Origin of the sequence: Bradyrhizobium sp. BR 10261 (genome assembly GCF_019455395.1) — a bacterium.
Classification (GTDB): Bacteria; Pseudomonadota; Alphaproteobacteria; order Rhizobiales; family Xanthobacteraceae; genus Bradyrhizobium; species Bradyrhizobium manausense.
In genome coordinates, this window is sequence record NZ_JACOFQ010000050.1 from 16553 (window position 1) to 41083 (window position 24531).

The following is a 24531-nucleotide window of genomic DNA, read 5'->3' on the forward strand; positions in this document are numbered from 1 at the left end:
GGATGCCCCGCTTTCGCGGGGCATGACAAGGGGCTTTTTTGGCCATTCCGGGGCGGAACAGGCGTCAGAGTCCCGCAACCTTGACCACAAGATCGGCCAGCCGCTCGGCGGCATCGAGCCGGCCTGCCCCTTTGGCTGCGGCCGCCATGGCGGCGAGGCGTCCCGGCTCGGCGGCAAAGGTGGAGATCTCCGAGGCGAGCCGATCGGAGGTGAACTCGGTCTGCGGGATGCGGATCGCGCCGTCAACCCTGGCCAGCACGCCGGCATTGGCGAACTGGTCCTGGTCGATCGAGCCCGGCAGCGGCACCAGGATCGAGGGCCGCCCGATCGCGGCGAGCTCGGCCACCGTGCCGGCGCCGGAACGCGACACGATCAAATGATTGGAGGCGAGCCGCGCCGGCAGATCGGTGAAGAAAGGCGCGAGCTCCACCTTGATCTTGAGCTTGTCGTAGACCGCGCGCACGCGGGTCATGTCCTCGTCGCGCACCTGCTGGGTCAGCACGAGACGGCCCCACAAAGCGGGCTCGAGCCGCTCGATCGCGGCGGGCACGATGTCGGCCATGATGCGCGCCCCTTGGCTGCCGCCGACGACGAGCAGGCGCAACGGTCCGTTCCCTTCAGGTGCGACATAGGGCACGGCCGCCGCGGCGAGCACCGCGGGCCGCATCGGCGTGCCGACCGTCGTGGTCTTAGCCGCAAGCGCCGGATCGCGGTCGAGCACGCCCGGCAGCGACGTCGCGATGGCCTCGACGCGGCTCGACAGGAAACGGTTGGCGCGGCCGAGCACCGCATTGGCGTCGTGGATGATCCCGGGCACGCCGGCGAATTTTGCCGCAACCAGCGGCGGCAATGTCGGATAGCCGCCGAAGCCGACGACGGCAGCGGGCTTCAATCGCTTGATCAGGCGGTAAGCGGACAGCGTGCCGGTGGCGAGCGTAAGGCCGGCATAAGCGAGCTGGATCGGATTGCGGCCGCGCGCGGTCTCACTCGCGACGACGTCGATCATGTCCTTGCTGAACAGCCCGCTATAGCGCAGCGCGCGGTCATCGGTGACGAGACGCACGCGAAAGCCGCGCCGGATCAACTCGACGCCGAGCGCCTCGGCCGGAAACAGATGGCCGCCGGTGCCGCCCGCGGCGAGAAGAATCAGGGGGGATTGATCCATAATTCACGTTTTACAGTGTCTCCCCCGTCATTGCGAGCGCAGCGAAGCAATCCAGAATCCCTCCGCGGGGACAGTCTGGATTGCTTCGCGGCGCTCGCAATGACGAAGAACTACGCGTAGCTCCGCATCGCCTCGGCGTGGCCACTCGCCTCGACCTCGGTGCGCGGGCGCAGCCGCGTCAGCGCCAGCATCATGCCGACGCCATAGGCCAGCGAGACAATCGAGGAACCACCGTACGAAATGAACGGCAGCGTCATGCCCTTGGCGGGGATGAGCTGGAGGTTGACCGACATGTTGATCGCCGCCTGCACGCCGAACAGGATCGCTAGCCCAGAGGCCGCAAAGCGCGAGAACATGTCCTCGTTGGCATAGGCGCGGGACAGCGTGCGGATCACGACGAAGGCGAACAGCGCCAGCATCGCAAGGCACAGGATGATGCCGAACTCCTCGGCGGCGACCGCGAACACGAAATCGGTGTGGCTGTCCGGGAGGCTCCGTTTTGCGATGCCCTCGCCTGGTCCCAGGCCAAACCAGCCGCCGTTGTAGAACGCCTCCATTGCGGTATCGACCTGAAAAGTGTCGCCGGAAGCCGGATTCATGAACCGCTTGATGCGGCCGGCGACGTGCGGGACGAACAGATAGGCGCTGAACAGGCCGGCGGCGCCGAGGCCGGCAAGCCCGAACACCCAGATCATGCGCATGCCCGCGATGAAGAACAGCGAGCCCCACACCATCAGGATCAGCATGGTCTGGCCGAAGTCCGGCTCCATCACCAGCAGCGAGACCAGCATCAAGAGCAGCACCAGCGCCATCGAGGTCGCCGGCATCTCCGGTCGCCTGGTCGATTCCGCGAACAGCCAGGCGGCGATGACGACGAAGGACGGCTTTGCGATTTCGGAGGCCTGGATATTGACGCCGATGAGCGTGATCCAGCGCCGCGAGCCCTTCACCTCGGGGCCAATAGCGAGCGTCACCACGATCAGGATGATGCTGAGCGCGAAGATGATCAGCGCCGAACGTCGGATCGCGCGCGGCGACAGGAAGGAGACGCCGAGCAGGACCATAAAGGACGGCGCCAGGAACATCACGTGGCGGCTGAAGAAGTGGAAGGGATCGAGCCCGATGCGGGTCGCAACCGACGGGCTCGCCGCCAGCGACAGGATGACGCCGGTCAGCATCAAGAGCAGGATCGCGCCGAACAGCGGCTTGTCGACGGTCCACCACCACTCGGAAAAGGGGGTGCGTTCTTCACGGGAGAGCATGGGCGGCCGCTTTCGGACAGAGGTCCGTCCATTGGTCGCCGAGGTTGGTTACCGGGGGGTTAAGGAAATGCGGAAGATTGGAGATGATCCCCCGCTGCTGCCACACAACTCACCGTCATGCTCCGCGAAGGCGGGGCATCCAGTACGCCGTGGCCCCTCGGCTCAAACATAATCGCCTCGGAGTACTGGATCGCCCGCCTTCGCGGGCGATGACAGCGGAGCAGGAAGAAGTGACGTTCTCACACCACCGGCTTCACGCCCGGCAGCGCCTGTACCAGTTCGCGGAACCTGGTGCCGCGGATTTCAAAGTTGCGGTACTGGTCGAACGAGGCGCAGGCCGGCGACAGCAGCACGACGGCGTCGGCAAGCCCTGACGCTTCCGCATCGCGCGCGGCGTGCGCGACGGCGACTTCCAGGGTCTGGCTGATCTCGTGCGCGACCGCGCCCAGCGTTCCCGAAAATTCCTGCGCGGCCTCGCCAATCAGATAGGCCTTGCGGATGCGCGGGAAGAATCCCGTCAGGCTGGTGATGCCGCCCGCCTTCGGCTTGCCGCCCGCGATCCAGAAAATGTCGGCGAAGGACGACAGCGCATGGGCTGTGGCGTCCGCGTTGGTGCCCTTGGAGTCATTGACGAACAGCACATTGCCGCGGCGACCGACCTGCTCCATGCGGTGTGCCAGGCCTGGAAAGCTGCGCAGGCCGTTCTGAAGCACGTCCTGGCCGATACCCATCGCGAGCGCGGCAGCAGCGGCACAGGCTGCGTTCTGCGCATTGTGCAGGCCGCGCAGCGAGCCGATGCCGCCGAGCTTGGCGATCTCGCTGCGGGCGCCGCCCGCGGTCCGCACGATGCTGCCGTGCTCGACATGAATACCTGAAGCGAGCGGATTCTTGACGGAGATGCGCACCACGTTCCTGCCGGCGCGATCGAGCCGGTCGGCGATGTCGCGGCACCAGCCGTCATCGACACCGACGATGGACGTGCCGCCTGCCTGCACGTTCGCAACCAGGCGCTCCTTCACTTCAGCGTAATGCTCGATCGTGCCATGACGATCGATATGGTCTTCGCTGACATTGAGCAGGATGCCGACGGAGGGATCGAGCGAGGGCGTGAGGTCGATCTGGTAGGACGACATCTCGATGACGTGGACGCGGCCCGTGCGCGGCGGCTCCAGCGACAGGATCGCGGTGCCGATATTTCCGCCCATCTGGGTGTCGTAGCCGGCAACCCGTGTCAGATGCGCGATCAAGGCGGTCGTCGTCGACTTGCCGTTGGTGCCGGTGATGGCGACGAACGGCGCGTTCGGCGCGTGACGACGCCGCTCGCGGCAGAACAGCTCGATGTCGCCGATCACCTCGACGCCTGCCTCGCGCGCCTTCAGCACGCTCCAGTGCGGCACCGGATGGGTCAGCGGCACGCCGGGCGCGAGCACCAGCGCTGCGAAATTGTCCCAGGAGGCGTTGCGCAAATCCGCGGTGATGAAACCCGCCTGCGCCGCTTTGGTGACATTCTCGGCATTGTCGTCGGCGGCGATCACTTCGGCGCCACCGGCGCTCAGCGCATGGCACGAGGCCAGCCCCGAGCCGCCGAGGCCAAACACCGCGACCGTCTTGCCGGCAAAGGATGTGACCGGGATCATCGCTTAGCCATCACCGCAGCTTCAGCGTGGAAAGGCCGGCGAGCGCCAGCATCACCGAGATGATCCAGAAGCGGATCACGATCTGCGGCTCGGTCCAGCCGAGCTGCTCGAAATGGTGGTGGATCGGCGCCATGCGGAAGAAGCGCTTGCCCGTCAGCTTGAACGATACCACCTGCACGATCACCGAGACCGCCTCCAGCACGAACAGGCCGCCGATCACCGCAAGCACGATCTCGTGCTTCACCGCGACCGCGATCGAGCCCAGCATGCCGCCGAGCGCGAGCGAGCCGGTGTCGCCCATGAAGATCGAGGCCGGCGGCGCATTGAACCAGAGGAAGCCGAGCCCGGCACCCAGCAGCGCGCCGCAAAGCACCGCCAGTTCGCCGGTGCCGGCGACATATTTGATCTGGAGATAGTCGGCGAACACCGCGTTGCCGGCGAGATAGGCGATCAGCCCAAAGCTCGCGGTCGCGATCATGACAGGCACGATCGCGAGGCCATCGAGACCGTCGGTGAGGTTCACGGCATTGCCGGCACCGACGATGACGAAGGCGCCGAACACGACGAAGAACCAGCCGAAATGCAGCACGGTGTCCTTCAGGAAGGGGACCGTCAGCGCGGTCGAGGCGGGATCGCGGTTCAGCCGCACCAGCGCGTAGCAGGCGACCAGCGCGATGATCGCTTCGATCAGGAGGCGCAGCTTGCCGCCGAAGCCGCTCGTGGTCTGCTTGGTTACCTTGAGGTAATCGTCATAGAAGCCGACGAAGCCAAAGCCGAGCGTCACCGCCAGCACGATCCAGACGTAAGGATTGAGCGGATTGGCCCAGAGCACCGTGGCGACCGTCAGCCCGGACAGGATCATCAGCCCGCCCATGGTGGGCGTGCCCTTCTTGGCCAGATGCGATTGCGGACCATCGGTGCGGATCGGCTGGCCCTTGCCCTGACGGATGCGCAAATGATCGATGATCCAGGGTCCGAACAGGAACACGAACAGCGCGCCGGTGGCAATTGCACCGCCGGTTCGGAAGGTGATGTAGCGGAAGACGTTCAGAACGGTGCGCACGGCACCGAAGCCCGGAAATGTGTTGGAGAGCTCTATCAGCCAGTAAAACATTCAGTCGGTCCTATGGCGCCTTTCGCGCGGCCTTCGCTCAGGCCCCAACCTCTGACGCGCATTCTCTGGTCTTCATCATGGGGTCGGGCGACCCCAAAGAAACCGGACGGCGCAGAGGGTGGGATTCGGAAACTGCGCCTTCCAAGCAGTTTACGCCTTTGCCTGCAAGGCGGCCACTAGGCCCGGCACAAACTTGTTGACCCAGAACATCTTCTTGCTGCCCTTGACAACCACGACATCGCCTGCCTTCAGCAGGCTAGCGACCTCGCTGGGTTTAAGTGTGGCAGGATCGTCGTGCCAGCCAAGCCCCTTGCCTGATGGCAGCGTGTCATAGAGGTGCCGCATCAGGGGACCGACGCAATAGATGCCGTCGATGCCTTGGAGATGCGAAGCCAGCGCGGTGTGGTAGTGCGGGGCATCGTCGCCCAGCTCCAGCATGTCGCCGAGCACCGCAATGCGGCGACCGCCGGTCACGTTGCGCGCCTGCAGGCTTTGCAGCGCGGCGGCGACGCTCGCCGGATTGCCGTTGAAGCTGTCGTCGATCACGGTGACGCCGCCGACCGCCTGCTCGACGCCGCGGCCGGTCATGATGCCGACGCGATCGAGCTTGATCGCGAGCGTCGCGACATCGAGATGGGCGGCATGAACAGAGGCGAGCGCGGCGAGCGCATTCTGCACGCGGTGCGGCGCGCCCGGCGTCAGGCTGAAGGCGATCTCCTTCTTGCCGATCGCGGCCACGACCTGCCAGCTCTCGCCGTGCGGCGCGTGCTTGACCTCGTGCACTTCGGCATGCTCGCCGAAGCGCACCACCTTGCCCTTCCATTCCGACGCCTTGAGCCCGGCGGGGAGGACCAGCACGCCGTCCTCGGGCAGGCCGAGCGCGATCGACACTTTCTCGCGCCTGATCGCATCGAGCGAGCCGAGCTTTTCCAGATGCACCGGCTGGACGTTGACGACGAGCGCGACCGTCGGCCGCGTCAATTCGCTGAGCCGGGCGATCTCGCCTGGCTGGTTCATGCCCATCTCGACGACCCAGAGGCTGGCGTCTGCCTTCGCATTGCACAGCGTCAGCGGCACTCCCCAGAAATTGTTGAAGCTCGACGGGCTCGCATAGGCATTGGGATAGGCCGCCAAAAATTCCTTGGTGCTGGTCTTGCCGGCGCTGCCGGTCAATCCGATCACGGGGCCGTTGAAGCGTGCGCGCGCGGCGCGCGCGAGTCGCCAGAGGCCGTCGATCAGCGTGTCCTTGACGACGATCTGCGGGACACTGATGCCCGCGATCTCGTGCGGCACGATCATCGCGACCGCGCCCGATGCTTCCGCCTTGTCCGCGAACTCCCAGCCGTCGCGCGCACTGGCGAAGGCCGAGACGAAGCCGCCGCTCGGCGTGCCTGATAGCGCCACGAACAGACTGCCCGGCTTCACCAGGCGGCTGTCCTGGGTGACGAAGTCGATCGGGGTATCAGGGAACGATCCTGTTGCACCCAGCGCACGCGCCACCTCGGCAACCGTCCATAATGGCCCGCTCATGCGACCCTCGTTGCTAATGCGGCGGCGACCGCCTCGTGATCACTGAACGGCAGGACCTCGCTGCCGACAATCTGCCCGGTCTCGTGGCCCTTGCCGGCGATGAGCAGCGCATCGCCATCTTCCAGCTCCTCGATAGCAGCACGGATCGCAGCCGCACGATCGCCGATTTCGCGCGCGCCCTTGGCGGTGGCGAGGATCGCGGCGCGAATGGCTTCCGGCTTCTCGCTGCGCGGATTGTCGTCGGTGATGATGACGCGATCGGCATTCTCGGCCGCGATCTCGCCCATGATCGGCCGCTTGCCGGCATCGCGATCGCCGCCGGCGCCGAACACGACGATCAGTCTCCGCCTGGCGTAAGGCCGCAGTGCCTGCAGCGCCTTCGCCAGCGCATCGGGCTTGTGCGCGTAGTCGACGAAAACAGGCGCGCCGTTACGCTCCCCGACCCGCTCGAGCCGTCCCTTGGCGCCCACGAGATGTTCGAGGCTCGCAAACACATGGGCTGCATTGCTGCCGGTGCCGATGGCAAGGCCGGCCGATACCAGCGCGTTCTCGATCTGGAATTCACCGACCAGCGGCAGCCGGACTGCATGATGCTTGCCGCGATGTTCGAGGCTGAGCCGTTGCGAAAAGCCTTCGACCACGGCCTCGAGGAGGCGGATACCCTCGCCTGCCCCATCGCCGTTGCGTCCCACCGCCATCACTCGCAGACCACGCGTCTTCGCCGCGTCGATCACCTCCGCCGAGCAATCATGATCGGCCGAGATCACCGCGGCGCCACCCGATGGAATGAGTTCGCGGAACAGCCTGAGCTTTGCTGCAAGATAGTGCGCGACGGTCGGATGGTAATCCATATGGTCGCGCGACAGGTTGGTGAAGCCGCCGGCGGCGATGCGCACGCCGTCGAGGCGATATTGATCGAGGCCGTGCGAGGACGCCTCGAACGCAAGATGCGTCACGCCTTCCCGCGCGATCTCATCGAGCTGCCGGTGCAGCGCGATCGGATCGGGCGTCGTCAGCGAACCGTAGACGGTGCGCTTGGGCGAGACGAGACCGATGGTGCCGATGCTGGCCGAAGCGTGGCCGAGCCGTTCCCAGATCTGGCGCGTGAACGCGGCGACCGAGGTCTTGCCGCTGGTGCCGGTTACCGCCGCGATCGTCGCAGGCTGGGCCGGGAAAAATCTGGCCGCCGCCAGCGCCAGCGCGCGACGCGGATTGGCGACCGTGATGAACGGGACCTTGCATCCGTCGGGTGCGTGATCCCCGACCACGGCCAGCGCGCCGGCCGCGATGGCCGCGTCGATGAAACGCGCACCGTCAATCTTGCTGCCTGCGAGCGCAAAGAAGAGATCGCCCGGCTTGACCGCGCGGCTGTCGAGCGCAACGCCCGTCACCTCGAGCGCCCCCGCTATAGGCTCGATCGCGGCTTCATGGCCCAAAGCATCTTGGCCTAGGAGGTCACGCAGCTTCATGGTCTTCCAGTCGACATGCCGCGCTGGAACGCCGAATCGTCAGGAAAAGCCGAATCAGCGGCGGCGGCGGCCACCCCAGTTGATTACTGGGTTGTCCTGGATGCTGCAAGAATAAGGCGGTCCGCGGGCGGCAAGTCGTAGCGGGGCTCGATGCCGAGCAGCGGCCCGATCCGGGTGATGACGTTGCCGGCGGTGGGAACAGCGTTCCAGCCCGAGGTGATGAAGCCGTAGGTCTCCTTCAGCGGCTGCGGCTCGTCGAGCATGATCAGGAGCTGGTACTTTGGCTTGTCCGCCGGCAGGATCGCGGTGAACGCGGTCAGCACTTTCTTCTTGGCATAGCGGCCATTGATCACCTTTTCGGCGGTGCCGGTCTTGCCGCCGATATAGTAACCGGGAACGTTGGCCCTCTTGGCGGTGCCGATCTCAGCATTGAGCCGCATCAGGAACCGCATCTTGTCCGACGTCTCGGGCTTGATCACGCGCTTTGCGACCGCCCGCGCCTCCTCTTCCGACCGCTTGAGGAAGGTCGGCGGAATCAGCAGGCCGCCATTGGCCAGCGCGCTGACGCCCATCACGGCCTGCAACGGCGCCACGGCCATGCCGTGGCCGAACGAGATGGTGATGGTGTTCAGATCGCCCCAGCGTTTCGGCACGATCGGCGAGGCGCTTTCCGGCAATTCGGTCCGCAGCCGTTCGAGCTGGCCCATCTTGCGCAGGAAGGCCTTGTGGGCCTCCACGCCCTGCGACAGCGCGATGCGCGCGGCGCCGACGTTGGAGGAGAAGGTGAACACCTCTTTCATGCTCAGGAAGCGGCCCTTCGGCTCGTCGTCATGGATCGCGAACTTGCCGTAGTGCAGCGGCCCGCGCGCATCCCACAGCGAATCGAGGCCGTATTTGCCGGTATCGAGCGCCATCGCGAGCGTGAAGGCCTTGAACGTCGAGCCCATCTCGTAGACGCCAGTGGTCAGGCGGTTGATACGGTCAGGGTCGTGGGCTTCCTTGGGATTGTTCGGGTCGAAATCCGGCACCGACACCATGGCGATGATTTCGCCGGTGTTGACATTGGTGACGAGGCCGGAGGCCGCCTTGGTGTGGAACTTTTCCTTGGCCTTCAGCAGTTCGTCGCGCAAGGCGTGCTCGACGCGCAGATCGACCGACAGTTCGACCGGCTTTTGCAGGCGATCGGTCGCAAAACCGGCGCGATGGAGATCGGCGAGGCCCTGGTTGTCGAGCCACTTCTCCATGCCGGCGATGCCCTGGTTGTCGATATTGACCAGACCGATGAGGTGGGCGACCTCGTTGCCGGTCGGATAGACGCGCTTGTTCTCGCGCAGGAAGCCGATGCCGGGAATGCCGAGCTTGTGGATGTCCTGCTGCTGCTTCGCCGTGATCTCGCGCTTCAGCCAGACGAAGCCCTTGCGCGTTTTCAGGCGGTCACGCACCTCGGCCTCGTCGAGATCGGGCACGGTCGCGGTCAACAGTTCGATCGCCTCGTCCTTGTCGATGATGCGGCGCGGCTCGCCGAACATGCTGGCGGCTTTGACGTCGGTCGCGAGGATCGCGCCGTTGCGATCGACGATGTCGGGCCGCGCGGTCGCAACCACTTCCTGCGAGGCGGCACGACGCGCGCTGTGGGCGTCGGCGCCGATCGCGAACATCACGAGGCGGCCGGCGATCAGGGTGTAGACGGTGGCAAAGGCGAGTATCGCAAGGCCGACGCGCGCACGCGCCTTCGCTGCGCGATCGACATTGCGCCCGTAGAGCAGGCTGCGGATCAGACGCCGGCGCCAAGGCTCGGCTGGCCGCGCGGCGGGTTTGGCCGGAACAGCGCTCATTGCTTGTCCTCGGGCTGGGGCACCGAGCCGGTCACGCTATCGGGATCGCTCGCGGCTTCGATGGTGTTGATCATGGACCCGATCGGATCAGGCTCGCCCGGCCGGAACATCCGCGGCGGACGATCCGGCAGGTTCTTCAGTGAATCATATTGCGTGCCGTTGACGGGCTTGAGCGGCAGATGCCGCTCGACCAGGCCTTGTAGGCGCAAGGGCGCATCGAGCTTGGCCCATTCGGAGCGCAGCTGCGCGATCGCATCGCGCTGCTCGCGGATCTCCGCATGCAGCCGCAGCACTTTCTCGGTGCGCGCGGTGGAATCCATCTTGATCCGGTAGACATAGGCCGCCGCGAAGATGAGCGCGCCGATGACGAGAAGGTGGATGAAGCGCATCTGCTAGCCGCCCCTCATCACGTCGGAGAGTTTTGGCCAGGACGATGGCTCGTCGTCATGATGCGCAGGTGCCGTGGTGCGCTCGGCGGCGCGCAGCTTTGCGGAACGCGCCCGCGGATTGTGCGCGACTTCTGCTTCGCCGGCGATCACGGGCCGCCGCGTCAGCAGCTGGAAGCTCGGTGCTGTTTGCGCCACCTCCGGCAGATGCCGCGAGCCGCCGCCGGTCTTGGAACGCTCTGCGAGGAAATTCTTGACGATGCGGTCTTCCAGCGAATGGAAGGAAACCACGACGAGACGGCCGCCGGGCTTGAGCACGCGCTCGGCCGCGGCGAGCGCGTGCTGGAGCTCTTCGAGCTCTTCGTTGACGAAGATGCGCAGCGCCTGGAACGTCCGCGTCGCCGGGTGAATCTCACCGGGCTTCGAGCGCACCACGCGGCCGACGAGATCGGCGAGCGCGCGCGTGGTGGTGAACGGCGTGTCCTGCCGGTCGGCGACGATGGCGCGGGCGATTCGGCGCGAATGCCGTTCTTCTCCGAAGAGGTAGATGATGTCGGCGAGATCGCCTTCCGAGGCACGCGCGACGACGTCGGCGGCCGTCGGCCCGGTCTGGCCCATCCGCATATCGAGCGGACCGTCGAGACGGAACGAGAAGCCCCGACCCGCCTGGTCGAGCTGCATCGAGGACACCCCGACATCCATCACGACGCCGTCGACCGTCTCGACGCCTTGCGCGGCGCAGACTTCGGCAAGATTCGAGAAACGGTCTTCGACCAGTGTCAGCCGGCCCGAAGCGCCCGCAACCAGCTTGGCGCCGCCGGCAATCGCGGTGCGATCGCGATCGATCGCGATGACCTGGGTTCCCGGCACATCGAGGATGGCGCGGCTGTAGCCGCCGGCCCCGAAAGTGGCATCGACATAGATGCCGCCCTCGCGCGGCGCGAGATGCGCCACCGCCTCAACGCCGAGCACGGGAATGTGCGGCGCGTCGCTCATGCGTCGCGCCGGTCGGGCAGACAGGTGAAATCGGCGGCGAAGCAGCCCATCACGCCTCGAATAACTCCGCGTCGCGGCGGTTCCACGACAAAGCCCCTCTTCAGCATGCTTGCCAGCATGCGCGCCGCGCCCGGTCGTCCCAGGCATCAATCCCGGTGTTCCCAGTGGAATATGTCGGGCAGCCATGGGATTCGAGCCAAAAACGCTTTTGGCCGCCTCCGGACGCGGGTCGGCTCTTCACCTCTCAGTAACGGCGCTTAGCGTTAAGAAAGCGTTGATCGGCTCACGACATCTCGAAAAGGTGCCTGGGTGGTGATGCGTCATCCACACACCAGGCGCAAAATGCACGCGTTAACCGACAAGCGCGATTGCGCGGACCGGACAGTAAAGAAATAGTAAAGAGAAGGGCTTGGCCCAGCCGTCCTCCGATTCTGAGCTATTTATGTCGTCCGGTCCGTCAACACCGTCGGGTACTGATTCGAAGCGTCAGCGCGTTCTCCCGGTTCCAAAGGCCGCGGCGAACATGCGGACGTTCGAGCCGGATTCGTCGATCGTCTCGGACATCATCCCGTCGCCCAATCACGGCGAGCGCAATAAGGGACGGCAGATCGACATGATCTTGCTGCACTACACCGGCATGCCCGACGTCGAGGGCGCGCTGGCGCGGCTGTGCACGGCCGGCACCGAAGTGTCGGCTCATTACGTCGTGCTGGAGGACGGCCGCATCGTGCAATGCGTGCCGGAATCGCGCCGCGCCTGGCACGCCGGCGTCTCGTCCTGGGCCGGCGAGGACGACATCAACTCCTGCTCGATCGGAATCGAGATCATCAATCGCGGCCATGATTGGGGCTATCCGGAATATCCGCTGCGCCAGATCGCGGCCGTGATCGCGCTGTGCCGCGGCATCATGCTCCGCCGCAAGGTAGCGCCGCAGCGCGTGCTCGGCCATTCCGATGTCGCGCCCGCACGCAAGAAGGATCCCGGCGAGAAATTTCCCTGGCATTCCCTGGCCAATTCCGGCGTCGGTCACTGGGTGACGCCGGCGCCAATCGTGCGCGGCGAGACCCTGATGCTCGGCACCATCAGCGACGCGGTGCTGAACCTGCAGCAGGCGCTCGCACGCTATGGTTATGGCGTGCCGCTGTCAGGCAAGTACGATGCCGCGACCATGGAAGTCGTTACCGCCTTCCAGCGCCACTTCCGCCCCGCGCGCCTGGATGGTATTGCCGATCACTCGACGCTGTCGACGCTGCAGGCGCTGCTGGCGAGCCTGCCGGCGGATGGGACGACGGTGGCGTCGACGTGACGGCGAAGCCGTCATTGCGAGGAGCTCTTGCGACGAAGCAATCCAGAGTGTCTCCGCGGAACGATTCTGGATTGCTTCGCTGCGCTCGCAATGACGGAGTTTGTGGCACCTACCCCATCTCCCTTACCCGCCGCGCATACAGCCGCCGCAACGGCTCGAGCTGCGTTGCCGCCGTCGCTGCCGCATAGGCCTCGCGCGCTTCCTGCTTCCGCTCGAGGCGCCGCAGCAAATCCGCGCGCACGGCCGGCAGCAACTCGTAGCCGTCAAGACCGCCGCGCGCGGTGATCGCCTCGACGAGATCGAGCGCGCGGGCAGGGCCGTCGACCATCGACACGGCGGCGGCGTGGTTGAGCTCGATCACCGGTGACGGGCTGATGCGCAACAGCACTTCATAGAGCCCGGCGATCTGCGGCCAGTCGGTCGCCCCGAAGCTCGGCGCGCGGGCATGCAGCGCGGCGATCGCGGCTTGCACCGCATAGGGCTGCGGCCGGCCCGGCAGACGCAGCGCGTCGTCGACGAGACGCAAGCCTTGCTCGATCTGCGCGCGATCCCACAGCGAGCGGTCCTGCTCTTCCAAAAGGACGATGTCGCCGGCCGCGGTCTGGCGGCCAGCGCGGCGCGCATCGTGCAACAGCATCAACGCCAGCAGGCCCTTGATCGCGGCGCGATCGGGCATCAGACGGTCGAGCAGGCGCGCGAGCCTGATTGCCTCGGTCGCGAGATCGGGCCGCATCAGGTCGGCGCCCGAGGTTGCGACGTAACCCTCGGTAAAGACGAGATAGATCACGGCGAGCACGCCGTCGAGCCGCGGTGCCAGCGCCTCGCGCTCCGGCACCTCATAGGGGATGCCGGCGAGCCTGATCTTCTGCTTGGCGCGGACGAGCCGCCGCGCCATCGCATCCTCACCGACGAGGAACGCCCGCGCAACCTGCGCGGCAGAGAGGCCGCAGACGGTGCGCAGCGTCAGCGCGACCTGAACCTCGGCTGCGAACGCCGGATGGCAACAGGTGAAGATCAGCCGCAGCATGTCGTCGTCGAGCATCGCCGGCGGCTCGACCGGCGTATTCGCGTTGAGCTCGAGCTCATGCAGGAGCGCCTGCTGCTTGCCGCGAAAGGCGGCCTGGCGCCTGATACGGTCGATCGCCTTGTTGCGGCCGACATTGACGAGCCAGGCGCGCGGATTGTCGGGGATTTCGCCGGCCGCCCAGCGCTCCAGCGCGACCGCGAACGCATCTTGCAGCGCGTCCTCGGCCAAATCGAAATCACCGACGAGGCGGATCAGGGTGGCCAGCGCCCGCCCCGCCTCGTCGCGGAAGATCCTGTCGATGTCGCTTGGTGTGATCAATTGTAGATCATGACCGGCCGGACCTCGATCGAACCCCGCTTCGCCTCGGGAACTCGCGCGGCGAGCGCAACGGCCTCGTCGAGATCCTTGGCCTCGACCAGATAATAGCCGCCGAGCTGCTCGCGCGTTTCCGCGAACGGACCATCGGTGGTCATGGTCTTGCCGTCGCGCACGCGCACCGTGGTCGCCGTCGTGGTCGGCTGCAGGCCGTCGCCGGCCTTGAAATGGCCGCTCTGGATGATCGACTGCGTGTAGGCGCCGTATTCTCCCATCAGCTTCTGGCGGTCGGCGGCGCTCATGTCAGTCATGTAGTTTTCGTTCCGGTAGATCAGCAGCAGATATTGCATCGCTTCACTCCTGTGGTTCGGCGGGATCGCCGACATCAGTCGAACGGGGCCGGCACCAAACGACATCTTCAGGATAAATTATTTCCGCCGCCGCGTGCGCCACGATCTTGGCTTGACGAAACCGTCACAAATGCCCATTGCGTTGTCAGTCAGTCGGCCGGACGGCCGCTCCGGCAGGTGCCGAAAGGCCGCCGGGGAGGAAAGTCCGGGCTCCCTTGACATACGGTGCCGGATAACGTCCGGCGGGGGCGACCCCAGGGAAAGTGCCACAGAGAACGAACCGCTCCCTCCTCGGAGGAAGTAAGGGTGAAAAGGTGCGGTAAGAGCGCACCGCGGGTCCGGCAACGGAGCCGGCATGGTAAACCCCACCGGGAGCAAAACCGAATAGGGACGGCGTAGCGGGCTGTTCGCTTTGAGCGATAACGCCGCGGGGCGATGTCAGGCCCGCCGTCCGGGTAGGTTGCTCGAGGCCGTGTGCAAACATGGTCCCAGAGGAATGGCCGTCACGTATCGCCTGCGCAAGCAGGCGGTGCCCTACAGAACCCGGCTTACAGGCCGGCTGATATCTTGCAACGAGGGGTTCGATGCTAGCGCATCGGACCCCTCACCATTTCACCGCCGTCATTCCGGGGCGTGCGCAGCACGAACCCGGAATTCATCGAGCCGCAATGTCGGTAGATGAATGGATTCCGGGTTCTCGCTTCGCGAGCCCCGGAATGACGGCTGTGGGTTAAGCCACGATCTCCTGCAACACACCCATCAACGCCTCTGGCGCCGTCACGTTCGGCGCGTGGCTGGCGTCGAGCTCGAAATAGCGCCAACCATCCTCGCTCTTCGCGCGCCTTGCGAATTGGCCGAACACGTCGCCCGGCGGAATGCGGGCGCAATAGATGTAGCTCCGCGGCATCGCCGGTTCGCCGTGCTGAAGCTTCAGCTTCGTTTCGAAACATTTGATCGGCATGTTGATGCGGCGCGCGTTGAGCCAATCGAGATCAGCCTGCGGCGTATCTGATGGCGGCGGGTTCGGCGGGATGCGGTAGCCATCGCCGGCGGCGGCTGCCTTGCGCATCGGCTCGCGTCCAGCTTCGTTGAGATCGAACAGCGACTGGCCGTCACGCGGCACGAAGGCGTCAAGATAGATCAGTTGCGTGATGCGCTCACGCGCGCGGTCGGCAACGCCGGTCGCGACCATGCCGCCATAGCTGTGGCCGAGCAGCACGATGTCGTCGAGATCCTCGAACTTGATGACGCCCAGGATGTCCTGAATGTGCGTGTCGAGATCAACAGCGGGACTGGCAAGATGCGCACGCTCGCCGAGCCCGGTGTAGGTCGGCGCGACCAACCGGTGACCCGCCTGCGCCATCAGCGGATGCATCTTCCGCCACGACCAGCCGCCGGACCACGCGCCATGACAGAGCAGGAAGGTTTTTGCGCGTGCGGCCATCAGCGTTTCCATCGTTGTTGTTTTGATGCGATGGAGTGTAGCGATGGCCGGCGCGATGTAAACGCCGCGAGCCGCCTCAGGCCGCGCGCGACGCCTTCACCAGCACGGGCGCAAGCTGGCCCGCTTCGCGCCGCAGCTTGCTCGCCTCGAACCCGTGCATGCCGATCTGCCACTGCAGGCCGACGATGGCGCCCTTGGTCGGTTGCAGCAGCGCAAGCGAGGCAAACAGCGTCACCGGCAGCCACACCGCCAGTTGCAGCCAGACCGGCGGCGCATAGGCGGTCTCGACCGCGAGGATCGCCGGCACCACGAGATGGCCGACCACGACCATCACCAGGTAGGCCGGAAAATCGTCGGCGCGCTGGTGGGACAGCTCCTCGCCGCAATGATCGCAAGCGCCGGCCACCTTGAGGAAGCGGCCGAACATGTGCCCTTCGCCGCAGTTCGGGCACTTGCCGCGAAAACCGCGCCACATCGCCTTTGCCAGAGAAACTGAACCGGTCGCCATGACGACACCTCTTCCGTTTTGCTGATCCATACAATAATATCTAACTTCCATACATTCAAAGGATATGGACCCCAATTGCATGGACTGGACCCCTACAATCTCGGAGCTGTCGGGGCCGCGCTACCAGCGTATCGTCGAAGCCATGGAGGCCGACATCGCCGCCGGCCGGCTGGTTCGGGGACAGCAACTGCCGACACAGCGCGCGCTGGCCAAAGCGCTGGGCATTGATCTCACCACGGTGACGCGCGCCTACACCGAGGCGCGGCGCCGCGGCATCATGGAGGCCCGGGTGGGCCAGGGCTCGTTCGTGTCCGAGACCAGCGCGCGCCGCGCGGTCGACGTGCCGCATCCGGTCGCGATCGATCTGTCGATGAACGTGCCGCCGCATCCGCTGGAGGCGCAGCTCGACGAGCGCATCCTCGCCGGCCTTGAGGCCCTTCGCGCGCAATCGGGTCTGACCGCGTTCCTGAACTACCAGCCGCCGGGCGGCAGCGCGCATGAGCGCGAGGTCGCCGCGCGCTGGATGCGCTCGCGCGTTCCACATGCGCAGGCCGACAAGCTCGTGATCTTTCCCGGCGCGCAGACGATCCTGTTCAACCTGCTCGCGCACCTTGCGCGGCCGGGTGACGTCGTACTGACGGAGGCTCTCACTTTCCCTGGCATCAAAGCGGCGGCGGCGCAGCTCGGCGTCAGGCTTGTCGGCGTCGCCATGGATGACGGCGGCATCTTGCCCGATGCGCTGGCGAAGGCATGCCGCAGCTATCAGCCGAAGGCTGTCTATCTCATTCCGACGTTGCACAATCCGACCACCGCGACGCTCTCCGCCGATCGTCGTAACGCCATCGCAAAAATCATCCGCGATGCCGATACAGACCTGATCGAAGATGACGCCTACGGGCTGCTCGAGCGATCGGCCTCGCCGATTGCGAACCTCATCCCTGACAGGACATATCTCGCCACCACGCTGTCAAAATGCATCGCGCCAGCATTGCGCGTTGCCTATCTGCTGGCGCCCGACAGCGGCGCGCAGCTTCAGATGCGAGGCCATCTGCAAGCGACCGTGCAGATGCCCGCACCGCTGATGGTCGCGCTGGTGACGCACTGGCTCGAGGGTGGGATCGCCGACCGCATCATCACGGCCATCCGCAGCGAGGCCGTCGGCCGCCAGCAGCTGGCGCAGCGCGCACTGAAGGGGTTTCAGTTCCAGGCCAGGCCCGCCGCGCATCATTTGTGGCTGCGGCTGCCGGAGGGATTGGGCCGCCGCGATGTCACCGCGCAGCTGCTGCGCGAAGGGCTCGCCGTCGTGGCGAGCGACTCTTTCGTGGTCGATGGCGACCCGCCGAATGCGGCGCGGCTGTCGCTCGGCGCCGCGCGCAATCGTGCGGAACTCACGCAAGCACTCCGGATTCTGACCGGCGCGCTGCAAAGACCCGCTGATACCAGGCAGATCGTCTAAGGCGCGTTAGCCACCTTGTCTCACACTATCGAGAAATTGCTCGCGTTCGCCAGGCGCGTAACCCTGGGAATCTCGCGGATACATGCCATAGTCTTCACCGTATGGTGCCGCGCGGGGGTAGATCGCCGCCCCGGATGGCGCGTAACCAAAAGCCGAAGCTGGGTCTGAGGCGCCCTGATCGGGACGAACAGTCGGGTGCCGGTGCGCGTGGTGCACCGTGGCCGCGTTCACAGAGCCGGCCAAGGCGATCAAGAGGCTCGAAGCCAGAATCATACGCATCGTTTTTCCTCCAATCCAAAGCCGCCCGCGTTAGATACGAATCAGGGCGCGCTTTTCCAACAAGGAGCGGGTTCACGATTAATCACATCGGTGGCATCACCGGCGCGCCCCACCTATGGTTGTTCTCCTTTGTCCACCCTGGACTGCGGAATCAACGGGGCTACGGCTGATCGAGCCGCGAATCCAAATTCCTATGCGGACGATCTGGGCAATGTCGTTCGAAAATGCCCGACGATCGCAGGCCGCGGTTGCGTGCAAGCAGCATTTGACCGCCACGTCCGCGGCCGTGCTATGCACGGTGCGGTGATCACGAGATCGCGCCAGCAGGAACTTAAGGCTTGGAAACGTTCACGATTGCGCTGCTGCTGTTCGGCGCGCTGGCCGGCGGCTTCGTCTCGGGGCTGGCGGGGTTCGGCACGGCGCTGATGGCGCTCGGCATCTGGCTCTATGTTCTGCCGCCCTCGCTCGCGGTACCCTTGGTGCTGATCTGCTCGGTGATCGCGCAGACTTCGACGCTGCCATCGATGTGGAAGAGCTTTGATCTCTCGCTGGTGTGGCCGTTCCTGATCGGCGGATTGATCGGCGTACCGATCGGGACCACGCTGGTCGCCTCCGCCGATCCCAAGGTGTTCAGGCTGAGCGTCGGCGTCCTCTTGCTGATCTTCTCGAGCGCGCTGTACTTCAACAAGAAGCAGTTCGCCGTGACCTTCGGCGGCCGCATCGCCGATGGCGCGATCGGCTTTGCCGGCGGCATTCTGGGCGGCCTTGCCGGCCTGTCCGGCCCGCTCCCGATCCTGTGGGCCAACATCCGTGGTTGGAACAAGCACGAGCGGCGAGGCATCTTCCAGCTGTTCAATTTTACCGTGCTTGCGACCGCGCTGATGTTGCAGACGGCCTCGGGCCTGGTCGCATTCAAGGTGGTCTGGCTCGCGATGGTCGCATTCCCGGGCACGCTGATCGGCGCGTGGCTGGGGGCGCGCGTCTATCACGCCCTTAGCGACAAGCATTTTGGCGACGTCGTGCTCGGCCTGCTGTTCCTGTCGGGCGCGACCCTGGTCTGGAACAGCCTCAGTGCGTTCTAACTCTTCTTCGCCAGCGCCATGCCGCCTGCGACACCGACACCGAGCACGTAGATCCAGCCCGGCGTGAAGTCGAACAAATGGGTGTTGAGCAGCGAGGACAGCATGTTCTGCACCACGACCAACAGGCCGATCCAGCAGGCGAGCCCATGCCAGCGGAACATCCGCAAATGCGCAAACCACAGCGCGTAGAGCACCAGGACGCCCACCCCGCCCCATTGCACCGCAACGCTCAGCGTCTGATTGTGCGGATTGCTGACGATCTCGCTGCGCAGCGGATCCACCTCCGCATCCGCAGCCGCGCCGGCGAACAGAGCGCGGATCGAGCCGGTGCCGTGGCCAAGCAGCGGAGCATCCGCAACGAAGCCCAGGGATTTCCGCCAGTACTCCAGACGTGAGCCCATGCCGCTGACCTGCTTGCCCTCCACGCTCATCTCGTAGTCGCCCTGGAATTTCGCAACGGTTGCGCGCAGATGCGGCGAGACCGCCCAGAGGAACACAGCCAACAAGGCCATCGCGCCCGCGGCCAGCAAGGCGGCGCGCCGACGCAGATGCAGGAGAGCAAAGACCACGAGCAGGATCGGCAGCGTCACCAGCGCGGTGCGCGAGACTACGACAAACATCATGTTGACGAGAAAGCCGGTCGCGATTGTCCCGAGCACTATCGCGATGCGGGCGCGTCCCTCGCGAAACAGCGTCACGATCGGATAGATCAACGCAATCGCGCAGAGGGCGAACTCCTGGCTCTGATCGATATAGTTGCGCACGGCGACGCCACTCTCGATCTTATAAGGTCCGCGCGACAGATAGAGCTTCAGCGACAGATCGGGGTCAACAGCCACAGTGAAGGAGACCAGCATGACCAGCGCGCAAGATGCGAGAAAGGCCGCGAACACCCATACGCCGTAGGGCCAGCGCTCGAACTGGAAGATCAGGAGCGGGATCACCAGGAGCTTCAACACCGGCCCGATCGCATGAATTCTTTCCGGCCATGGGGCACCCGACCAGAGCATGCCGACAAGCGCGAGGACCACGAGCGCAATCGGCAGCAGGCAGACCGGACGCAGCAGCGAGCGAGGAAAGTCGCGCAGATCGAGGAACGCGAAGGCAATCAGCCAGGGGATCAGCGCGAACGTCGTCCCGGTCGTCGTCCACGGCAGCAGCAGCGCGATCAGCGCGACGAAACGAGCCGGCGTGCGGTAGCGCGCCGCCCAGATCGCCGAGAGCCAGGTCGCCGGCCGCCCCTCGTCCGCCACTCCGCCCATTCGTCCCTTCGACAATCCACTCCCGCGGCCCGACAAGTTAGCCGGAGCCGCGGGGATGGAACAAGCCGTCGCTACGCCGGCTCGCGTGCCAAAGGCGCGGTGGGCTCCGGACGCGCGGGCTCCGCAGCAGTCTCTTTTGGCGTCACCAGCCGCTTCCTGAACTCACGGCGCAGCAACCACAGGCTCTGGACGGCCTGGAGCGTCGTCGCCGCATTCGAGATGTACCAGACGTATTCGATCCGAAAGCCCGGCCGTGTCGAGAGCCAGATCGCCGGCAGCGAATAAGTCAGGACGCGCGTTGCCGAGCTCCACAGCACCGGCTTGGTGTTGCCGAGGCCCTGGAACATGCTGGAGCAGACGAAGATCAATCCCTGCGCCACCATGTTCAGCGAGATCATCTTGAGAAACAGCAACGCGACCCTCATGGTCTCCGGATCATTCGAGAAGCCGGCGAGAAGCAATCCGGGCGCGAGCTGCACGAACACAGTGAGCACGATCATCACGGCCGTCGCAATCAACGCCGCCTTGACGAACGTCTCCCGCACCCGCTCGCTGTTGCCCGCACCGAAGTTCTGGCCGGCGATCGGCCCCGCCGCAAGCGCGACGGCGAGGGCCGGCATCTGGATCAAGCCGATGACGCGCGTGCCGATGCCAAAGCCGGCCTGGGCCGCCGGACCGAGGTCTCGCAGCACGTAGTAGATCGCGGCCATGAAGATGAAGATCATCACGAACTCGCCGCCCGCGGGCAGGCCGACATTGAGGATCCGTTTCCATTCCCGCAAGCGTGGACGCCACTGCGCCGGATGGAACGCGACGTAGCGCTCCAGCCTGTGGAAATAAGCGAACAGCATCAGCACGCCGATGAACACGGCGATCGAGCTTGCGAGACCCGCTCCGGCGACACCGAACGCGTGTCCGGTGCCCCAGCCGGTGATCAGGACCGGCGCCAGCGCGATGTTGAGGAGCACGGCAAGCACCTGCACCAGCATGCTCGGCCGCACGATGCCGGTGGCCCGCAGCGCCGCCCCCATCACCTGCGTCACGAATTGCAGCGCCAGGGCCGGCATGAACCAGTGGAAATAGGTGGCGCCGGCCTCGATCGTGGCCGCGTCGACCGAGATCGCGCGCATATAGGGGCGCGCCAGCGCCAGGCCGCCGAGCAGCGTCAGCAGCCCTGACAGCACCGACAGCACGACCGACTGGTTGAAGATGAGGTTGGCGTCGTCGCGATCCTTGCGGCCGACGGCATGCGCGATCAGCGCGACCGCGCCGACGCCGAGCATCTGCATCAGCGCGTTGACGAGGAAGCCGGCGTTGCCGGCCGCGGCGACGCCGGCAACGGCCGCATCGCCGAGCCCGGACACGAAGTACAGGTCGACGAGCTGGCAGATCATGATCGTGATCATGCCTGCCACGATCGGTGGCGCCATGCTCAGGATGTGGCTCACGATGGAGCCGCGCGTCAGGTCCTTCATGTCATTCACCTTCGACGTGACGGCAAGGCTTCGCCCTGCCGTCGCGCGTCATTCAGCTGCTGCGATATGCCCGAGCTCCACCACCTGGCGCTCGAACAGGCTGCGATAGATTCCACCGGGCTTGTTCGCGAGCATGGCATGGGTGCCCTGCTCGACGATCTCGCCGCGGTCGAACACCAGGATGCGATCGAGGCTCTTCACCGTCGACAGCCGGTGCGCGATCACGATCGAGGTGCGGCCCTTCATCAGCCGCTCCATTGCCTGCTGGATCAGCGCCTCCGATTCCGAATCGAGGCTCGAGGTCGCCTCGTCCAGGATCAGCACCGGCGCATCCGCCAGGAAGGCGCGCGCCAGCGCCACGCGCTGCCGTTCGCCGCCGGACAGTTTCACCCCGCGTTCGCCGACCAGCGTGCCGTAGCCCTTCGGCAGGCGCAGGATGAAATCGTGCGCGTTGGCCAGCCGCGCCGCCTGCTCGATCGCCTCAAGGCTGGCGCCGGGCCGGCCGTAGGCGATGTTCTCGGCGAGCGTGCGGTGAAACAGGATCGGCTCCTGCTGCACGATCGCGATCTGGCTGCGCAGCGATTGCTGCGTTGCCAGCGCGATATCCTGCCCGTCGATCAGCACGCGGCCGCCGGTGACGTCGTAGAGCCGCTGCACCAGCTTGACGAACGTCGTCTTGCCGGAGCCGGAGCGGCCGACGAGGCCGATACGTTCACCGGCGCGGATCGTGAGCGACAATCCGTCGTAGAGCGGCGCGCGATGGCCACCATAGTGGAACGTGACGTCGTCGAACACGATCTCGCCGCCTTCGATCGCGATTGGCAGCGCGCCTTCGGCATCCGCAATGCCGATCGGCTCGTCATGGATCGCCACCAGTTCGTCCATGTCGTTGACCGAGCGCTGGAGGTTGTTGATGTGCATGCCGACATCCCGCAGGTAAGCGTGGATGACGTAGTAGCTCGTCAGCACATAGGTGACGTCGCCGGGCGAGGCATGCCCGGAGATCCACAGCAGCACAGAGCCGCCGATCACGGACCCACGCAGGCACAGCAGCAGCGAGAGCTGCGCCATGGCGGTGTAGTTGTAGCGAAACCAGGTGCGCCGCACGCGCGTGCGCCAACGCTTGATGACGCGGGCGAGCCGCGCATCCTCGCGCATTTCAGCGCCGAACGATTTCACCACCGCGTTGCAGGTTAGCGCGTCCGCCAGCGTGCCGCCGACCTTGGTGTCCCAGGAATTGGAGACACGCGCTGCAGGCGCGATGTAGCGCGTCGAGAACAGCACCGTCATCGTGACATAGACAGCCGCGCCGAGCGCGATCACCGCACCGAGCGAGCCCCAATGCACGCCGAGCAGGATCATCGACCCGATCAGCACCGCAAGCGACGGCAGCAGCGCCAGCAGGATGGTGTCGTTCAGGAGGTCGAGCGCCCACATGCCACGCGTGATCTTGCGCACGGTGGAGCCTGCGAAGGAATTGGCGTGCCAGTCGGTCGAGAAGCGCTGCACGCGCAGGAAGGCATCCTGCGCGACGTCAGACATGATCTTCAGCGTGAACGGCACGATCACCTGGAGGCCGCCCAGGCGCAACACCATCGACGCCGCGCCCAGCACCACGATGCCGCCCAGCGCCACCAGCGCAGCGTGGCGCGCATCGGGATCGGACGGCCCGCGCGTCAACGCATCGACCAGATGCCCTGAGAACACCGGCATGAACAGGTCGGCGACGGTCGCACCTAACAGCGCGACGGCGATCGCAAGCGCCCGCGCCGGCTGCTTCAGCCAGTGCCTGAACACGAAGGGCAGCACCACGCGGATCGCCGCGGGCTTTTTTGACAGAACGGTCATGGCTTCATCCGGCCGCTGTTGCTGCGGGCCGGCTCCATCGATGGACGCAAGTCGGCCCGAAGGCCGCAACGGCGTCACGTAAGACTGATTTTGACTTGGAAAGCGGAACGATCGGGACTTGGAGCCCAATCGAAGCTGGCGGAAGAGGCCTCTAACAGGCCGCGTACATACCGAACCAGAAGAACATCGAGCGCGGGGGTACGATCTGCGAATGCGACGACATCATGCAAATCTCTCCCCGGTTCGATTGAAATGAGGTGCGCTTTATAGATGTGTCATTTGCGATTTGCAACGGGGCCTCCGCGAGATCACGCACGAGTGTTGCATTTTGGTGCGCGGCTCGGTGCGCCCCCACTCTCCGCTGTCATCCCCCGCGAAGGCGGGGGATCCAGTACGCCTCGGCCCATCGGCTCAATCACAACTGTCTCGGCGTACTGGGTCGCCCGGTCGAGCCGGGCGACGACACTGATCGCTTGGCCGGCTAATGCGCGTCGCCGCCGCTGCCGAATGGCGAGGCCGGCTTCTTCAACAGCGTGACCAGCACGCTGAGACACAGGTAGAACAGCGTCAGCATGAAGAACGCATCGCCAAAGCTCATCACCACAGCCTGACGGTGCACGATCTGGGTGAGCTGCTTCATCGCCATCAGCGCTGAATCGCCGAGCCCCTGGAACTTTTGCTGGAGCATGGTCAGCGTTTCGGTCGCGGTCGCATTGCCCCAGGTGATGCGCTCCTGAAGGCGCGTGATGTGCAGGTCGGTGCGATTATTGAGCACGGTGTTGATG

General features: G+C 65.5%; 19 protein-coding genes, 1 other RNA gene and 1 pseudogene. 4 read left to right on the plus strand and 17 right to left on the minus strand.

Annotation, left to right across the window (positions count from 1 at the left end):
* Positions 1-64: 64 nt before the first annotated feature.
* The 9 genes from murG to rsmH form a co-directional block, all read right to left on the minus strand.
* Positions 65-1165, minus strand: a complete 1101-nt coding sequence (gene murG, locus HYH07_RS34725) for an undecaprenyldiphospho-muramoylpentapeptide beta-N-acetylglucosaminyltransferase (protein WP_228749974.1) — start codon at positions 1163-1165, stop codon at positions 65-67.
* Positions 1166-1275: 110 nt separating this feature from the next.
* The gene (ftsW, locus tag HYH07_RS34730; protein ID WP_220006681.1) at positions 1276-2427 is read right to left on the minus strand and encodes a putative lipid II flippase FtsW; all 1152 of its coding nucleotides are present in this window, start codon (positions 2425-2427) and stop codon (positions 1276-1278) included.
* 239 nt (positions 2428-2666) lie between these two features.
* Positions 2667-4064, minus strand: coding sequence for a UDP-N-acetylmuramoyl-L-alanine--D-glutamate ligase (murD, locus tag HYH07_RS34735; RefSeq protein WP_220006682.1), 1398 nt, complete (start codon positions 4062-4064; stop codon positions 2667-2669).
* 10 nt (positions 4065-4074) lie between these two features.
* Complete coding sequence (mraY, locus tag HYH07_RS34740) at positions 4075-5178, minus strand: phospho-N-acetylmuramoyl-pentapeptide-transferase (protein WP_057754400.1); 1104 nt, start codon at positions 5176-5178, stop codon at positions 4075-4077.
* Between the two features lie 150 nt (positions 5179-5328).
* The gene (murF, locus tag HYH07_RS34745) at positions 5329-6708 is read right to left on the minus strand and encodes a UDP-N-acetylmuramoyl-tripeptide--D-alanyl-D-alanine ligase (protein ID WP_220006683.1); all 1380 of its coding nucleotides are present in this window, start codon (positions 6706-6708) and stop codon (positions 5329-5331) included.
* Positions 6705-8177 carry a UDP-N-acetylmuramoyl-L-alanyl-D-glutamate--2,6-diaminopimelate ligase gene (locus HYH07_RS34750; protein ID WP_220006684.1) on the minus strand — a complete coding sequence of 491 codons (1473 nt, stop codon included), beginning with the start codon at positions 8175-8177 and terminating at the stop codon, positions 6705-6707. Before HYH07_RS34750 ends, murF begins: the two co-directional genes overlap by 4 nt.
* Before the next feature lie 83 nt (positions 8178-8260).
* Positions 8261-10012, minus strand: coding sequence for a penicillin-binding protein 2 (locus HYH07_RS34755; protein WP_220006685.1), 1752 nt, complete (start codon positions 10010-10012; stop codon positions 8261-8263).
* Entirely contained in the window at positions 10009-10401 is a 393-nt protein-coding gene (locus tag HYH07_RS34760) for a hypothetical protein (protein ID WP_057754387.1), read from the minus strand. Before HYH07_RS34760 ends, HYH07_RS34755 begins: the two co-directional genes overlap by 4 nt.
* A 3-nt stretch (positions 10402-10404) precedes the next feature.
* The gene (gene rsmH / locus HYH07_RS34765) at positions 10405-11394 is read right to left on the minus strand and encodes a 16S rRNA (cytosine(1402)-N(4))-methyltransferase RsmH (protein ID WP_220006686.1); all 990 of its coding nucleotides are present in this window, start codon (positions 11392-11394) and stop codon (positions 10405-10407) included.
* 523 nt (positions 11395-11917) lie between these two features.
* On the opposite strand from rsmH, the gene HYH07_RS34770 reads away from it, so the two are divergent.
* On the plus strand, positions 11918-12700 hold the full coding sequence (locus HYH07_RS34770; RefSeq protein WP_220006687.1) for an N-acetylmuramoyl-L-alanine amidase: 783 nt from the start codon (positions 11918-11920) through the stop codon (positions 12698-12700).
* A gap of 109 nt (positions 12701-12809) precedes the next feature.
* Here HYH07_RS34770 and HYH07_RS34775 read toward each other — a convergent pair whose 3' ends face one another.
* Positions 12810-14042 (minus strand): RNA polymerase sigma factor, encoded by a 1233-nt coding sequence (locus HYH07_RS34775; RefSeq protein ID WP_220006696.1) that lies wholly within the window; start codon positions 14040-14042, stop codon positions 12810-12812.
* Entirely contained in the window at positions 14042-14392 is a 351-nt protein-coding gene (locus HYH07_RS34780; protein ID WP_057754450.1) for a YciI family protein, read from the minus strand. The genes HYH07_RS34775 and HYH07_RS34780 overlap by 1 nt, the downstream gene beginning before the upstream one ends.
* A 149-nt stretch (positions 14393-14541) precedes the next feature.
* On the opposite strand from HYH07_RS34780, the gene rnpB reads away from it, so the two are divergent.
* An RNA gene (rnpB, locus tag HYH07_RS34785) (RNase P RNA component class A) lies at positions 14542-14959 on the plus strand.
* Between the two features lie 163 nt (positions 14960-15122).
* Here the strand turns inward: rnpB and HYH07_RS34790 are convergent.
* On the minus strand, positions 15123-15836 hold the full coding sequence (locus HYH07_RS34790) for an alpha/beta fold hydrolase (RefSeq protein WP_220006688.1): 714 nt from the start codon (positions 15834-15836) through the stop codon (positions 15123-15125).
* A 76-nt stretch (positions 15837-15912) separates the two neighbouring features.
* Positions 15913-16374, minus strand: coding sequence for a DUF983 domain-containing protein (locus HYH07_RS34795; protein WP_220006689.1), 462 nt, complete (start codon positions 16372-16374; stop codon positions 15913-15915).
* A gap of 49 nt (positions 16375-16423) precedes the next feature.
* On the opposite strand from HYH07_RS34795, the gene HYH07_RS34800 reads away from it, so the two are divergent.
* Both HYH07_RS34800 and HYH07_RS34805 read left to right on the plus strand, forming a co-directional pair.
* Complete coding sequence (locus tag HYH07_RS34800) at positions 16424-17800, plus strand: PLP-dependent aminotransferase family protein (protein WP_220006690.1); 1377 nt, start codon at positions 16424-16426, stop codon at positions 17798-17800.
* A 617-nt stretch (positions 17801-18417) separates the two neighbouring features.
* Positions 18418-19161, plus strand: coding sequence for a sulfite exporter TauE/SafE family protein (locus HYH07_RS34805; protein ID WP_220006691.1), 744 nt, complete (start codon positions 18418-18420; stop codon positions 19159-19161).
* Here HYH07_RS34805 and HYH07_RS34810 read toward each other — a convergent pair.
* From HYH07_RS34810 to HYH07_RS34825, 4 genes and pseudogenes are all read right to left on the minus strand, one after another.
* On the minus strand, positions 19158-20423 hold the full coding sequence (locus HYH07_RS34810) for an O-antigen ligase (protein ID WP_220006692.1): 1266 nt from the start codon (positions 20421-20423) through the stop codon (positions 19158-19160). The two genes, HYH07_RS34805 and HYH07_RS34810, sit on opposite strands and share 4 nt — an antisense overlap.
* Positions 20424-20494: 71 nt before the next feature.
* On the minus strand, positions 20495-21898 hold the full coding sequence (locus tag HYH07_RS34815) for an MATE family efflux transporter (protein WP_220006693.1): 1404 nt from the start codon (positions 21896-21898) through the stop codon (positions 20495-20497).
* Between the two features lie 48 nt (positions 21899-21946).
* On the minus strand, positions 21947-23746 hold the full coding sequence (locus tag HYH07_RS34820; protein WP_220006694.1) for an ABC transporter ATP-binding protein: 1800 nt from the start codon (positions 23744-23746) through the stop codon (positions 21947-21949).
* A 481-nt stretch (positions 23747-24227) separates the two neighbouring features.
* Positions 24228-24531: pseudogene (locus HYH07_RS34825) on the minus strand (MFS transporter); the annotation flags it as partial.